We start from the raw sequence: 15,358 nt of genomic DNA, 5'->3' as shown, positions 1-15,358 counted from the left end.
ATCAATAATCTATAGTTTTACCGCTGAAACCGAGCGTTTTGGAAAGACATAACGACATCTAAATGAAATAAAATTCAAGCAAGTCATTATCACTGTGTAAACAAACAGCCGTGCCAGTTCGCCAAAAATAAAACAATAGCAACTAGAACCCCATCAGGCTTACCGAACATTTGGCTTTCCTTAGCGGCATTAGATGCAAATGAGCACTACCGCACCAACAAGCAAAAACCCACCTATACTCAATGATTCTGCAAAAGGAATTATCGGTTTCTCGATAATGGTTCCTAGGTTAGGGTTCCTAGGCTAGGGTTCCGCAATGACAAGGAGTTTTAACTATGCTCACCCCACCCAATACTAATCACACCTACCCGCGCTCGTTTAGTCACATTGGCATTTCAGTGCCCGATCTTGAAGCCGCGGTAAAGTTTTATACTGAAGTGTTAGGTTGGTACCTGATAATGCAGCCCACCGAGATCGTTGAAGATGACTCAGCGATTGGTGAAATGTGCACTGATGTGTTTGGCGCGGGTTGGGAGCGTTTTCGCATCGCCCACTTATCAACAGGCGATCGCATTGGTGTAGAGATATTTGAATTTAAAAATCAGCAAAACCCTGAAGACAATTTCGAATATTGGAAAACAGGTATTTTTCACTTTTGCGTGCAAGACCCAGATGTTGAGGGTTTAGCGGAAAAAATCGTCGCTGCGGGTGGTAAAAAACGTATGAAGCAACCGCGTTATTATTACCCTGGTGAAAAGCCCTATCGCATGATTTACATGGAAGACCCCTTTGGCAATATTTTAGAAATTTACAGCCATAGTTATGAGCTGCACTACGCGGCAGGTGCCTATTAGTTAAGAATTGCTCTCAATAATACTAGCAACTTGCCTACTGTAAAAGTAGGCAGGTTATTATTGCTAATTCTGACTTGTGACTAATTCTGACTTATTAATAGCTGCGGTTTGTTACTTGTTTTGGCTTGCTTGAGCGCGTTGTTGCTCGTAATGGTTAGCGATGGCCTCAAATGCCGCTAAGCGCGGTTTATTGGTTGTCCGTGCAGCGTTTGATGCTGATTCTGCAGATGAAAACGTGGCGATAACCAGATTCTGCTCTTGGTTAATATAAAGGTGTTGGCCAAACACACCGCGGAATGTCGCGATCCCTTTGTCACTATCGTGCACCCACAAATAGTTTTTGTATCCCTCTAGCCATTCGTCATAAACACCTGAATCTTTATCCTTGTAAATGCTACGCTGCATATGGGCTCGCTCTTCTTCCGTTAGCTTAAAAGTGTCATCTATCCAAGCTTTTGAAAATACTTGCTGACCATTGTAGCTACCGTGGTTAGCCATCGCGATACCCACTCTAGCAAAGTCTCTCAAGGTAGATGCAAAACCACCTGTGGCCACAGGTGTATATGTCATATCTGTCATAAAGGTGGCATCGTGCTCAACCCCCAGTTTGTACCAGATGTTTTCGGCAATAAATTGTTGTAATGGCTGCCCTGACACCCGCGCGACTAACCAGCCGGCCACATCTACATTGGGCGAATGATATTCATATTTGTGATTGACTGCGAGGTCTGAGTTTTGCTTAAACTCGGGCGCAAATGCCAATAAGCCTCTTGGAGTATCATCCTTAGTGGGATCAAGCTTCATTAGATCATAGGCTGGGACCAACCCTAAGCGGCGAAAGTATTCAAAGTGCATCGTACCAGGCGCAATATTGGCGTAATCTTCACTGTAGTCTAATGCGCTTGTCATGTTGATCACGGTTCTCACCGTCTGCTGACCAAAATGTGAGCCCTTTAGTTCTTCGATATAGCTTTCAACGGATTTACTGGGGTCTATCTTGCCCTGATCTACCAGCAAACCCACCGCCTGACCAACGAGTGATTTAGTGCTTGAAGCCCACATGTGGTGATCTTTAGGCCCAAATGTACCAAAGTACTCTTCATGAACGATTTGACCGTCTTTAATAATCACGTAACCATCAGTTCGGTCATTTATCATGGCTTGTTTAACCGAGAAACTTTGACCTGCATATTCAAAGTTCAGTGCGGCAATCTTGGGATCTAGATTTTCAGGTAGCACTGATAGGTTACCATCGCGAGGCACCATTAGCGTTGGGTGGATCCCCATGTTCTGAAATGACCAGTGATTGAACTCTGCATCTGCCCAATTAGAAAGTGTCACCTGATCTTTTGCAGCCGTTGAGGTTGAGTACATGGCTTTCGCATTGTCATTGCCATTTGCCGATGCTGAAAGTACTGCGCATGTTGATAGTGAGATAATAATGGCGAGCGATGTTAATTTCATATTTGAATCCTTACTGACTTTGCATTCTGTTTACGGAAAACCTAAACCCCACCACTAACGGTGAGAGTTTCCCTTAATGTAAAAACCATATAAAAGCGTAAATCTGGTCATTTGATGTTGATTGTCTCGGTTGATTGCCATCTACACTGAGTCACTGCTGCGTCGCTGCTCAGTCTTGTTCATCAAAGGCGCTTGATGACAAACGGGACCGGGCTATCAACTTGGCACCATAATAGATTTGAAAATAGATACACACGAATACATAATGTATGGATTACACGTACATAAAACTGAGGGCAATCGATGGTCACTTTGGAGCAACTGTCTTGTTTTAAAGCGGTTTACGAGCTTAATAGCTACAGTAAAGCTGCTAGAGCAACTCATAAAACAAGAGCGACGGTTCGTGAAAGAGTAAAAGCGCTAGAAGATACCTTGGGGTTTGAACTATTTGAAACTCAAGGCAAAGCCGTGCTGCCAACTAAAAGCGGCATACATCTCTATCCCAGGGCCGACAATTTAACTCGCCAGTCAAAAGAGTTTTATAATGTTGCCTTGTCCACTTTCTCCACTGCCATCACGTCTATTGTGTTGCACCACGATGATCTGATTCCTTTGTGCCTATTATCAGATATCGATGATGCGATCGAACGTGAGTTTCCTGACATCTCAATAAACTGGTTACAAAGAGACCGCGCAGCCAGTTTAAAAGATATCGAATCCGGTAATGCGCTATTTTCTATCATGCCGACGATAGGAAAAATCTTCCCCAACACAAAAGTTGGCATCGTCAACTTAGGCACCTATCAATATGCGGCCTATACGTCAGTAAACTCAGGGATCTCTCAACAAGGAATTGATCTTAATGAGCTAACTACCGAGGACTTTTTGCTCACCGAAAACTCGGTACTCAATGAGATGCGCTATGCCAATATTAGCAATCGCAAACATCTGGTCTCAAACAACGACATGTTGCTACATAAAATTCAGAAAAAAGGCTGGACCTTGTTAAGCACGGCGAATGCCCAAGAATTTGTCGAGGCCGGAAAACTGCGAAAAATACACATCAAGGAGACCATAGTTAATCTAAGACAAGAGATGGTTTTGTTTTACCCGCTGCATGCAGAAATCGATAAAACCCGCAGTCGAATAATCGCCATTGCCAGAGAAACAGCCACTACTTTTGCTAGCAGCCGCTTTGCTTAGCTAACGCTTTGATGGAATGCTAATTACGCTTGGGTCAACAATGACAACAAACCTATGTTTGCTTGTAATTTATTACAAATACCAAAAAAGATAATTTTTCGTTATTATCAACAGTAATCGATAACTACTCAGCCACTGCCAATGAATCCTGCCTGGTTACATACCTTTAAAACCTTAGTCGACATCGGTCATTTCACTAAAACAGCCGAAGCGCTGTTTATGACACAGCCTGGTGTTAGCCAACACGTGAAAAAGCTAGAGCAAGCTACCGGCTACGATCTGATAAAGCGCAGCAATAAGCAGTTTCACCTGACTGAACAAGGTCGCTTGGTTTACCAATATGCTCAGCAAGTGGCAGATAATCAAAAGCAACTGTTAGAAAGTTTAGGTTTTGATGATGCCTATGCGGGCTTATGTTCATTAAGCTGCTCAGGCTCTTTAGCCATGAGTGCCTACCCTAAGCTAATTGAGCTGCAACAACAGTACCCAGATCTGTCGTTTCATATTGAAGTGTCACCCAATGACAGGATTTTGCATGATGTACAACAAGGTCGTATCGACTTAGGCGTGGTGACTCACCTGCCTAATAGTCATTTGTTTAATAGCCAAGTGATTGGCGAAGAACCTTTGTGCTTAGTTTTACCTAAGGCTTACGAGTCGCAAACCATCAATGCGCAGACCTTGTTAGACTTAGGGATGGTTAAACACCCAGATGCTGTGCACTATTTATCTTTATATCTTGCCCAATGTGACGAGCCAGGTTGGGATCAAATACAGATTAATCAGATCCGCCCAGCCAGCTACATTAATCAACTAAGCCAAATATTGCTGCCCATTGCCCACGGTATCGGCTTTACTGTGTTGCCCTACAGCGCGGTGGCTTATTTCCCATTAAACGATAAGTTACACGTACACCAAACAAAGCGCGCCGTTACAGAGCCGTTATATCTGATTTCACAGCGCTATCGTCAGTTACCGAAACGCTATGAAACCATAAAAAGCCTTATTCTTGAGAAGCTGTGTCAGCCGCAACGTTAGTGGCAAAATGGTCGATCACCCGCTCGCCTTTGTGAAACAGCTTCCAGTCGCCTGGGGCTAAAATATGCCAGTCTTCGTTATCGGTTAACGGCCGTGTTGCAATAACGGTAACAATATCGTTTGGGGTGGTCTCTTTATCAAAGTCGATCACCACGTCGGTATCAATAAGTTTAGCTTTACCAAACGGTGCCCGACGCGTGATGTAACACAAGTTGTTGCTGCAGTAACTCATGAGGTTGTCGCCGTCGGTTAAAATCATATTGAAAACCCCAAGCACACGGATTTCATCCGCTAAGGTGGCAATAAAGCGATAAACCACAGTTAAATCTTCAGGCTCTTCATCGCCAAAATGGTCAACGACCTTTTGTAAAATCCAGCAAAAGGCTAATTCACTGTCGGTGTCGCCAACGGGTTGATAGCGTGATACTTGAAACTTTTGCTGATAGTCACTCAGCTGACCATTATGCGCGTAGGTCCAGTACTTACCCCACAACTCTCGGGTAAACGGGTGAGTGTTTTCCAAACAAACGCCACCACGATTAGCTTGGCGGATATGGCTAACCACGACTTCACTCTTTATTGGGTACGACTTAATTAAGCTGGCAACATGTGACTCACTGCTTGGACGGGCATCTTTAAAGGTACGGCTGCCCTTGCCTTCATAAAAGGTAATACCCCAACCATCAACATGGGGACCGGTGACGCCACCGCGTTCAGCCAAACCGGTAAAACTAAACACGATGTCGGTTGGCACATTGGCGCTCATGGCTAGCAGTTCACACATATAAAACAACACCTCACAATTAACCCTTTATTTATAGGGCTATTCTACCTAGTTGGCCTAGGGAGTGGAACAAGCAGCAACAGAAATTATTTAAACATTTGTTTGAAAAAAGACTTGTATAAAAACCGTCATAGGGTTAGATTTTATGCGACACAGGTCAGACCACATACTATAATCGTGATACGGGTCAACAAAAAAAGCGTCTTATGGCTTGTACTGTGAAGGTTGCAATTAAAGGAGAATTAACGTGACTACCCTACTTTGGACATTTGTCATTATCTTTACGTTAGGTGCGCTCGCCTATCTAAGGGTATCTTTACTTACATCAAGCATCATTACCGCCTTAGTACTGGCTGCAGGCACGTTTACCAATACCTTATCACCGTTATTGTGGCTGGTATTTTTAGCATTGGCGATCCCGTTAAACCTTAGCAATATTCGTAAGAACTTTATCACCCGCCCGTTGTTGAAAATGTACAAAGGCATCATGCCGGAAATGTCTTCAACAGAAAAAGAAGCTATTGAAGCGGGTACCACTTGGTGGGAAGCAGATCTTTTTGCCGGTAATCCAAACTGGAAAAAACTGCACAACTATCCGCAAGCGCGCCTTAGCGCAGAAGAACAAGCGTTTCTCGACGGCCCAGTAGAAGAAGTGTGTAAAATGGTTAACCAACACGAGGTTTCCCATGAACTAGCCGATCTACCCGAAGAAGTTTGGCAGTATTTAAAAGACCATGGTTTCTTTGCCATGATCATCAAAAAGAAATACGGCGGTTTAGAATTTTCAGCCTATGCCCAATCTCAAGTGCTACAAAAATTAGCCGGTTTGAGCAGTGAGTTGGCATCGACTGTGGGTGTACCAAACTCATTAGGCCCAGGCGAACTATTACAACACTATGGTACCCCTGCCCAGCAAGATCATTACCTACCCCGCCTTGCCAAAGGGCTAGAGGTTCCTTGTTTTGCACTCACCAGCCCAGAAGCTGGCAGTGATGCCGGTGCGATTCCAGATTTTGGTGTTGTGTGTAAAGGTCAGTGGCAAGGTGAAGAAGTCCTTGGTATGAAGCTAACCTGGAACAAGCGTTATATTACCCTTGCCCCTGTCGCAACCGTACTTGGCCTTGCCTTTAAACTGCAAGACCCTGACAAGTTACTTGGCGACACCGAAGATTTAGGTATTACTTGCGCCCTAATCCCAACCGATTTAGAGGGTGTTGAAACTGGTCGTCGTCACTTCCCGCTTAACTGTATGTTCCAAAATGGTCCAACACGCGGTAACGAAGTATTTGTACCACTAAGCTTCATTATTGGTGGCCCTGAAATGGCTGGTCAAGGTTGGCGCATGCTAGTGGAGTGTCTATCAGTAGGCCGCGGTATTACCTTACCTTCAAACTCTGCTGGCGGCATTAAAACCGCAGCACTAGCAACAGGTGCATACTCACGCATCCGTCGCCAATTCAAACTGCCTATTGGTAAGTTGGAAGGGATTGAAGAGCCAATGGCACGCATCGGGGGTAATGCTTACCTCATGCAAGCCGTTAATACCCTAACCACCACAGGCATCGACCTAGGTGAAAAGCCTTCGGTTATCTCGGCGATTGTGAAGTACCACCTCACTGACAGAATGCAAAAATGCGTTATCGATGCCATGGATATCCACGGCGGTAAAGGCGTATGTCTAGGCGAAAACAACTATTTAGGCCGAGGTTATCAAGCTGCTCCGATTGCGATTACGGTTGAAGGCGCCAACATTCTTACCCGTTCAATGATCATTTATGGTCAAGGCGCTATTCGTTGTCACCCCTATGTACTGGCTGAAATGGAGTCGGCATTCGATCCTGATCAGCGCAAAGCGCTCAATGATTTTGATGCGGCGTTATTTGGCCATATTGGGTTTACTATCAGTAACTTAGTTAAGAGCTTTTGGTTAGGTTTAACCTCTGCGCGTTTATCGAATAGTCCGTACAACGATAAAACTAAGCGTTACTACCAACATATGAATCGTTTCAGTGCTAACTTGGCGCTACTATCGGATCTGGCGATGGCAACCTTAGGGGGTGGACTAAAACGTAAAGAGCGTATCTCGGCACGTTTGGGCGATCTGCTTAGCCAACTGTACTTAGCTTCAGCAACGCTAAAACGCTACCAAGATGAAGGCCGTCAAACTGAAGACTTAGTCTTAGTTCAATGGGCAGTCGAAGATGCCTTGTACAAACTACAAGATTCTCTTGATGACTTGCTTAATAACTTCCCACTTGGGTTAGGCAAAGTGCTACGAGTGATCATGTTCCCATTTGGTCGCCCTATCAAGCGTCCTAGTGATGTACTAGACCACAAAGTAGCTAAGATCATGCAAACACCATGTGCCAGCCGTGACCGCCTAGGTAAAGGACAATTCTTAACGGCATGTGCTAACAATGCTGTGGGGATTCAAGAAGAAACCTTTAAAGACATTTTGGCCTGTGAACCATTACACGACAAAGTCTGTAAAGCCGCCGGCAAACGTCTACCCTTTATGTGGTTAGATAAGGTTGCCGAACAAGGTGACGCATTGGGCGTACTCAGCCAAGAAGAGATTGAGCTACTAAAACGCGCTGAAATCGGTCGTATGAAGTCTATCAATGTTGACGACTTTGCACCTGAAGCCCTTCGTCCTGAAGTCACCAGCAGCGATTCTCAGCATCAAGCAGCATAATATCTACCAAGCCAATTTGGCTTTAAGATAAAAAAAGGAGGCATCAGCCTCCTTTTTGTTTCTACTGTATTTTATCAATCGCTCAAATTGGCTTTATCAGAAGCGCTTATACCCCAAGCGCTTATATCAAAAGCGCTTATATCAAAAGCGCTCCCATAATAATCGCTCATATCAACAGCAACAAATTATCCTGATAAACTATTTTATCGCTGCGCTTTGGTCGCCAGATTCTTCTGCTGACGGTGCTTGACCATTTGTCACCGCCTCTGCCGTAAGTAAGAATATCAGCTCAATACCAGCAGGTACCTCTTTGGTTTGGTCAGTTATCACATGCACTTTTTTGCCTTGAAGGTACATTAACGGCAATGCGCCCTCACCATAGCGCTGCTTCAAATCTGCCAAACTAAAGTTATCGGTAATATTGGTCACTTTTATCACCCCGCCCTTAGCCATAGTGGTTGCTAAGCGCGCGTAAGAGACATTGTCACCAAACAAACACAAGCGTTTCAGGTAATCTTCTGATAGCTGGTGCCGGGCGCTACTGACATCATTGTTATTAAGCCCATATACCCGATTTTTTCCGAAGTAGTCTTGATAGTGATACGAAACCAACGGATTAAACTGTCGGTACGGCGACAACACCAGTAATCGACCAATCCCCGTCATATCCATGTGATTTTGCGCGTGCTCAGAGGTAGGATTACCAAAGTACACTGGGATATTATCCATTCTGGCGAGGCGAATATTATCCCAGTTATTATCTGAAATAATGACATTGATTTGACGTTTCATCAGTACCTTAGCGATTTCTCTAGCAAACTTAGAGCCACCAAAGATCAAAAAACCCTGAGGTGAAACTGAAGCGACGCCCAAAAACCGCGCCCATGCGCCGGCAGTCAGGCTTTGACTCACCACTGTGCCGATAATAATTAAAAACACTAGCGGCACAATGAGCTCGGCATCAGGGGTACCTAACCGCTCAAGTTTAATAGCAAATAGTGATGATACTGCTGCTGCCACAATACCTCGCGGTGCCAGCCAGCTTAAAAACCAGCGATCTGGGTTGGCAATGTTGCTGCCAAGGCTGCATAGCCAAACGCTAACTGGTCGAGCAACAAACATCACCACAGCCAATAACAGCAACCCTTCCCAACCTAAACTAAATAGCGCGTCTGAATTTAACCTTGCTGCCAGTAGAATGAACAATGCAGAGATAAGCAATACCGTAAGCGTTTCTTTAAATTCAATAATGTCATCAACAAACACGCCTTTCATGTTCGCAAGCCAAATCCCCATGACGGTCACGGTTAACAAACCCGACTCTTCTTGAATAATATTTGAGCCAACAAAAACACCCAGCATGATGGTCAAAACCGCGGTATTTTTTAAATAGTGGGGTAGTAATTCACGGCGCAATATTTGCCCAACTAAATATCCCGCTAAGGCCCCTAACCCTAAACCGGCTCCCAGCATATAGCCCAGCGCATGTAGCACATGTTGAGTAGGATCAGCTGCCACTGCAATGTACTCAAACACTAATACCGCAAGCAATGCACCAATAGGATCAATCACTATGCCTTCCCAGCGCAAAATATTAGCGATACGCGCATTGGGCCGAATACTGCGTAACATGGGTACGATAACTGTTGGTCCGGTCACCACCACTAACGAGCCAAACAGTAACGATAGCTCCCAGTTAAAGCCAATTATCCAATGGGTAGCCGCGCTGATAATCGCCCAAGTGATTAATGTGCCAAAGGTCACCAAATTAATGACCATACGACCGTGTTCTTGGATCTCTTTAAAGTTAAGGGTTAACGCGCCTTCAAACAGGATAATGGCCACCCCAAGTGAGATGATAGGAAACAGCAAGTCACCAAATATGGCATCAGGGTTAAGAAAGCCCAACATCGGCCCGAGGATTAAACCACATAACAGTAGCGGCAAAATGGCGGGTAAACGTAACTTCCACCCTAACCATTGGCAGAGCAGTGATAACACCCCCAACAAACCCAACATTGCCGACAAATGTTCGACCATAGCTTCATATCCCTATATTGCTTTGTGCTGTTTTAGAAAATACGCCCAAAGTGCAACAATACCAATCAGCATTAGAGTTTTATCTACTCAGCGTGATTTTTGGCAAACGAGTTCAAGGCGAATAGCAGCAATAATGGTTGTTCCCTTATAAAGCTATTCAGCACTGAAATAGATAGCCAAAAGCGCGCGAGAATGACGAATGGCTAAATGTTTATACTGATTGGTATAACACCTTGTGCTAGATAAACTTTAGCTGATTTATCACAAACCGGGTAAGTAAAATTGGCCATTAAATTGGCAAGTGCTCCCACCGCGCAAACTCCATCCTCGCCCGCAAGCAATAACGGCAATTAATCAGCAGAACACGCAAACCAGCCATTACAGCCGCTTTGACAAAAGCTGACAAGAATGACTGGCGATGTCGCTATTGGCATGAAACACGGAGATTCGAGTAAAAATGCTTAGCTATATGAGTGAATACGGCATTCGGCAGCTTAAGGGAGAGTAAAAAATTAGGTAACAATCACTAATGAAAGTTAGCGCTATGCTGAGTCATACTTAGAAAAATAGCCATGACAGAAATAACGGCAACAAAAAAGCCCTAGCATTAATGCTAGGGCTTCAATGTTTGGCGGAGCGGACGGGACTCGAACCCGCGACCCCCGGCGTGACAGGCCGGTATTCTAACCAACTGAACTACCGCTCCTAAACTTTTGTTACTCGATTAACGTCTTAATCAACTAACTAAATCTATTGACTTGAGTGGCGGAGCGGACGGGACTCGAACCCGCGACCCCCGGCGTGACAGGCCGGTATTCTAACCAACTGAACTACCGCTCCACATCAAGTTGCGGTGAATAATACGTAGGCCGCTGGTGGTCGTCAATAACTTTTTTCATGATTTTGTTCAATCAGCTAAAAAATCATCAAATCTCGCCTTTAGCTTGGCTTTTTGCCACTTTCGTCCGGTAAATCTTCTGGCATAGTCAGGTCAATTTCATCAAGCGCCGGACCAATCTCTTTGGCTCGCTCTTGCTCAAGCCGCGCAGCGGTTACCGCTAACGCTTCTTTCAAATTTTGACGCTTACGCCAAATTAGCAAGATTATCGTACCCAGTATGACTAACAGAGTATTGATGGTGATAATCCAAAATAGCGCGTCATCTTTGGCCTTTTTCTCCTCTGCCGCTGCTTTTATCGCGGCAATGGCTGCTAACTCTTCTTCCGTTGGCGGCGGATCGGGCGGTCTAACTAAATTGAAGAACTGTTCGGGGAGTTTAAGGTAAATCTCACGCCCACTGCTAGTGGTGCTCGCGGCAATGCTCTTAATCCGGTAACTGCCAAAAGCCGATACCTGTGGCAATAAAAACTGACTATCGGCGATTTCAATATCTCGATGATCAAGTGTCAACTGCAAGCCTGCGGGGCCCACCAAGTCAAACTCAAAAAAAGTATCTTGTAACTGTAATTGGCTGTCATCAATTTTTAGGGCTAACGCCCAGCGGCCCGTAAGCGGGTCTTCAGGTTCAATAACATCAATTTCGATTGGCATGGGTTTCAGTTCAAACTCTTGTTTGGCTACCCTTTCGAATAGATTGTTAGTTGCCTTAACCTCTAACGTGTAATGACCCCATGGCTGATTGAGATTGATATCACCGGTAAAAATGCCATCATCCGGTGCTTCATCGAGCTTTTCGCCATTGTCATTGTAACTGCCAACCACAATCGTACCGGCAGCAAAGTTCTCTTCACCAGGTAAATGCTGACTGACAAATTTTGCTGTCCAATCAACTAAATAGTCTAGCCCTGGCATACGCATACGTTGCTCATCGGCCATTAGCTGCGCAGTTAATTTAACCCGCTCGCCTTGATAAAGTGGCTGCGGAATGGCCTCGACGTTGATGCTGAGATCAGACACTTTTTGAATCTCAGAGCCTTCGACAACGCGACCGAGCAGTTGCCAAGGTCCGGGCATGGGGTTATTGATAGTAACAATATCACCTGTCATACCATCAACCCACTGTACGTCTTCTGGATGGCGGTTGGCATACCACTTACTGCCATCAGGCAACACGATAACCACAGGCGCACTGCCATATTGGCGTTGGATAAATAACGTGACACTGTCGACCATATGATCGATACGAAAACGGTTTTTTAATTCACTCGCCTGATGCGACGGCACCACATTTTGCGCTAAGACAGGCTGCCACAACAGCGCGCTAATGAATGCAATGCTCGTTATCCATCTCTTCATAAATTAATGTTTATCCTCGCCAGATGCACTGCCCTGATTTAGCAACTAAATCTAATCTTTCTTCGTGCTTTAATAGTTCATCGGCAGATGCCGCGATCACTTTAAGGGCGCTACGGTTTGGATCTAAACGTTGAATGCCGCCAGCTTCTTGTCCAGGCTTTTCACTGCTAAGGTCAAACTTGGTTTGTCCCCCAGTCATCACCAGATAAACGTCGGCTAAAATCTCAGCATCGAGTAATGCGCCGTGAAGGTCGCGACGGGAGTTATCAATACCATAACGCTTACACAAGGCATCAAGGTTATTCTTTTGCCCGGGATGTAAGAACTTAGCAATATCTAACGAATCGAGGATCTGACAAATACTATCGGTTTTGGGACCTTGAGGATTAAGTAACGAGAACTCGTGATCCATAAAGCTCACATCGAACGATGCGTTATGTGCCACAATTTCAGCGCCGTCAATGAACTCAATAAACGATTGCGCTATTTCACTAAACTTTGGCTTGCTAGCGACAAATTCGTTGGTGATACCGTGAACTTCAATCGCTTCTTCATCAATTAATTGCAGAGGGTTAATGTATTCATGATAATGCCTGCCCGTAAGCTTGCGGTTTACCACCTCAACACAACCAATTTCAATAATTCGGTGACCTAGGAAAACCGGTCCTGCGCCTTGGTTCATACCCGTGGTTTCTGTATCTAAAATAACCTGTCGTTTTGCATTTGAGATTAAATTCATGACTTCATTATGCTATTGAGTGAGAATAAACAGTATTGCTTGTATTTGACTATGGTAACAACTTGATGAGCGGACTGAAACAACTCTCTATCTATACTGATGGCTCCTGCCTTGGCAATTCCGGTCCAGGTGGCTACGGCGTGGTGATGAAATACAAGCAGCACACCAAAGAAATTGCCGCCGGATTTGCGCTCACCACCAACAACAGAATGGAGCTACTGGCGCCGATAATCGCCTTGGAAGCCCTGTATGAGCCCTGTCAGATCACCCTCACCAGTGATAGCCAATATATGTGCCAAGGTATTACCCAATGGATCCATGGCTGGAAAAAGAAAAACTGGATAACCTCAACAAAACAACCGGTAAAAAATGTCGATTTATGGAAACGACTAGATAAGGCCATTGAAGGCCACACGATTGATTGGCGTTGGGTTAAGGGTCATTCAGGCCATACAGAAAATGAACGCTGTGACACGCTAGCCCGTCAAGCGGCTGAGGCTAAACCCGACACAGCCGACGAAGGATATTTGCAGCAAATCCAATCTAATTAGTCTCACTGCGCTGGTTCGCGCGTTGGCAAAATTCTACAAAAGCATCAGACAACGCACTGCGGTGGCGACTTTTGTGGCGGATTTGATAAAACTGTCGGCTGAGCGCTAACCCCTCAACCTCAATGAGTGACAGCTCTTTGCGGCTTATCTCTTTTTGCACCGTAAGCTCTGAGAGTACTGCTAAGCCAGCCCCTTGTTTAACCGCTTGTTTAATCGCCTCAGGCGTCGAAAAACTAAACCGCTCTTGCAAGCGCATGCCTAAGGCATTGGCATTGCGAATAAAATACTCTCGGGTACCCGAACCCGACTCTCGCATCACCCAATATTGATCGTTAAGGTCTGCTGGGGCGACGGTTTTACCAGCCAAAGGGTGAGCAGGATGACAGAAAACTAGTAAATTATCTTGGTGCCAAGGGTGCACATTCAAGCGGCTATCTACGCAATCACCTTCAATAAAGCCAATTTCACTACCAAATTCTAATACTGAGTCAATCACGGCTTGGGTGTTATCAATATTTAAATCAACTTTTACCCCAACATGTTGCTGACAAAATGCGACTGAGCTTTTGGCTAACAAAAAATTGCCAATCGTTGAGCTCGCCGCCACATTTAAGGTGCCATGTAAGCTTTGATTAGGTGCACTAAATAGATGCTCAATCTGATCAACTTTCTGAATAGCTTCGGTGGCTAATGGCAACAACAAACTTCCTTGGGCATTCAGTCGCAACTTGTTGCCAATGCGTTCAAATAACCGCGCGTCCAATTGCTTTTCTAATTCTGCCAGTGCCATTGAAGTGGCTGGCGCTGATAGGCTCACCTGCTGAGCGGCTTTTGCCACTTGCCCAGTACGGGCAATTGCTTCAAAAATAGCTAATTGCTTTAAGGTTATACGCATAGTTACGATCAGTTATCTAATTTTGCATGACTGTTTCGGCCAGCACTTGGCGCTGTAGCCCAATTGGGCTGGCGTACTTTCTGTTTTTCATGGATGGGGGTTAATGGGCTTTCCATCTTGCGGGCAACAATGATGTAGACCGAGCCACTACTAGGTAACCATGCCTGTAAAGCATGTTGCCAAATGCTGTCGACAACAATATCGCTCATTAAATGATGATAGAGCAAACGTTCATCGGCTAACACTTGGTAACCGAGCAGTCCGAGCCAATCTTTCACCCTGGATGGACGGAAAAAATGACCACACCAAGGTACTTTTGTTTGATAAGACGGCAGTAGCTTGCCAGTAAATACGGGGCTTAGTGGATTAAAACCGACAATAAACAGGTAGCCCCCTGCAATTAATACCCGATCGGATTCCCGTAGCAATTGATAAGGATCATTATCAAACTCTAATAGGAAGCTACTGACAATGGCATCAATACTACTCGATTGTACCGGCAGGTGATGATAATCCCCCACCACAGACACCAAGGATTTAGGGGCTAAGGAAAATTCCTTGCCGATTGGCAGCTGAGGCTTGTCAAGCTGCTGACTTAATGGACCAAGGCTTAACATATGATAGCCAAATACCTTTGGCCACCAAGGTGCTAAGCGCTCTTCAATCGCTTCTTGAATCACAATACCATTGGGTAAATCTTGCCAACAGATAGCCGGATGAGTATCGCTTGAAGTCAACCCTGCCCCCTATGTTTATGATTGTCGTTGCCCGTGCAGTTTAATCATTAAATATCTAAAAGCCTATACAAGCAACTGCTTTGCTCAGTAAACTGAGCATTA

12 protein-coding genes and 2 tRNA genes are annotated in these 15,358 nt (G+C 45.0%); 5 read left to right on the top strand and 9 right to left on the bottom strand.

Translation table 11 applies throughout. The features are described from left to right. Positions 1-335 precede the first annotated feature (335 nt). Complete coding sequence (locus L865_RS0107670; protein WP_028772695.1) at positions 336-854, top strand: lactoylglutathione lyase family protein; 519 nt, start codon at positions 336-338, stop codon at positions 852-854. A gap of 111 nt (positions 855-965) precedes the next feature. On the opposite strand, the gene L865_RS0107665 is transcribed toward L865_RS0107670, so the two are convergent. Beyond that, a complete protein-coding gene (locus L865_RS0107665) occupies positions 966-2,318 on the bottom strand; it encodes a serine hydrolase domain-containing protein (protein WP_028772694.1) in 1,353 nt (450 codons plus the stop codon). Between the two features lie 303 nt (positions 2,319-2,621). Here L865_RS0107665 and L865_RS0107660 point away from each other — a divergent pair, with 303 nt between their 5' ends. Together L865_RS0107660 and L865_RS0107655 are read left to right on the top strand one after the other, a co-directional pair. Beyond that, positions 2,622-3,521 (top strand): LysR family transcriptional regulator, encoded by a 900-nt coding sequence (locus L865_RS0107660; protein ID WP_028772693.1) that lies wholly within the window; start codon positions 2,622-2,624, stop codon positions 3,519-3,521. A 141-nt stretch (positions 3,522-3,662) separates the two neighbouring features. Further along, positions 3,663-4,559, top strand: a complete 897-nt coding sequence (locus tag L865_RS0107655) for a LysR family transcriptional regulator (protein ID WP_037470750.1) — start codon at positions 3,663-3,665, stop codon at positions 4,557-4,559. Here the strand turns inward: L865_RS0107655 and L865_RS23350 are convergent. Further along, positions 4,525-5,343, bottom strand: a complete 819-nt coding sequence (locus tag L865_RS23350; protein ID WP_051484509.1) for a class II glutamine amidotransferase — start codon at positions 5,341-5,343, stop codon at positions 4,525-4,527. The two genes, L865_RS0107655 and L865_RS23350, sit on opposite strands and share 35 nt — an antisense overlap. A 247-nt stretch (positions 5,344-5,590) precedes the next feature. On the opposite strand from L865_RS23350, the gene fadE reads away from it, so the two are divergent. Continuing rightward, positions 5,591-8,038, top strand: a complete 2,448-nt coding sequence (fadE, locus tag L865_RS0107645; RefSeq protein WP_028772691.1) for an acyl-CoA dehydrogenase FadE — start codon at positions 5,591-5,593, stop codon at positions 8,036-8,038. A gap of 198 nt (positions 8,039-8,236) precedes the next feature. On the opposite strand, the gene L865_RS23345 is transcribed toward fadE, so the two are convergent. From L865_RS23345 to dnaQ, 5 genes are all read right to left on the bottom strand, one after another. After that, positions 8,237-10,078: a cation:proton antiporter gene (locus L865_RS23345; RefSeq protein ID WP_051484508.1), complete on the bottom strand. Its 1,842-nt coding sequence runs from the start codon at positions 10,076-10,078 to the stop codon at positions 8,237-8,239. A 629-nt stretch (positions 10,079-10,707) separates the two neighbouring features. Continuing rightward, positions 10,708-10,784, bottom strand: a tRNA-Asp gene (locus L865_RS0107630). A gap of 57 nt (positions 10,785-10,841) precedes the next feature. Then, a tRNA-Asp gene (locus tag L865_RS0107625) sits at positions 10,842-10,918 on the bottom strand. A gap of 99 nt (positions 10,919-11,017) precedes the next feature. Further along, the gene (locus tag L865_RS0107620) at positions 11,018-12,334 is read right to left on the bottom strand and encodes a TIGR03503 family protein (protein ID WP_028772690.1); all 1,317 of its coding nucleotides are present in this window, start codon (positions 12,332-12,334) and stop codon (positions 11,018-11,020) included. Positions 12,335-12,344: 10 nt separating this feature from the next. Beyond that, on the bottom strand, positions 12,345-13,073 hold the full coding sequence (gene dnaQ / locus L865_RS0107615) for a DNA polymerase III subunit epsilon (RefSeq protein ID WP_028772689.1): 729 nt from the start codon (positions 13,071-13,073) through the stop codon (positions 12,345-12,347). A 65-nt stretch (positions 13,074-13,138) separates the two neighbouring features. Between dnaQ and rnhA the strand changes: the two genes are divergently transcribed. After that, positions 13,139-13,624 (top strand): ribonuclease HI, encoded by a 486-nt coding sequence (gene rnhA, locus L865_RS0107610; protein ID WP_028772688.1) that lies wholly within the window; start codon positions 13,139-13,141, stop codon positions 13,622-13,624. Here rnhA and L865_RS0107605 read toward each other — a convergent pair. Together L865_RS0107605 and L865_RS0107600 are read right to left on the bottom strand one after the other, a co-directional pair. Further along, positions 13,617-14,519 (bottom strand): LysR substrate-binding domain-containing protein, encoded by a 903-nt coding sequence (locus tag L865_RS0107605; protein ID WP_028772687.1) that lies wholly within the window; start codon positions 14,517-14,519, stop codon positions 13,617-13,619. The genes rnhA and L865_RS0107605 overlap by 8 nt on opposite strands. Before the next feature lie 8 nt (positions 14,520-14,527). Beyond that, the gene (locus tag L865_RS0107600; RefSeq protein ID WP_051484507.1) at positions 14,528-15,256 is read right to left on the bottom strand and encodes a class I SAM-dependent methyltransferase; all 729 of its coding nucleotides are present in this window, start codon (positions 15,254-15,256) and stop codon (positions 14,528-14,530) included. Positions 15,257-15,358 lie beyond the last annotated feature (102 nt).

The organism is Shewanella waksmanii ATCC BAA-643 (assembly GCF_000518805.1).
Taxonomy (GTDB): Bacteria; Pseudomonadota; Gammaproteobacteria; order Enterobacterales; family Shewanellaceae; genus Shewanella; species Shewanella waksmanii.
The sequence above is the reverse complement of the archived record's forward strand: the minus strand, read 5'-3'. Positions and strand labels throughout refer to the sequence as shown.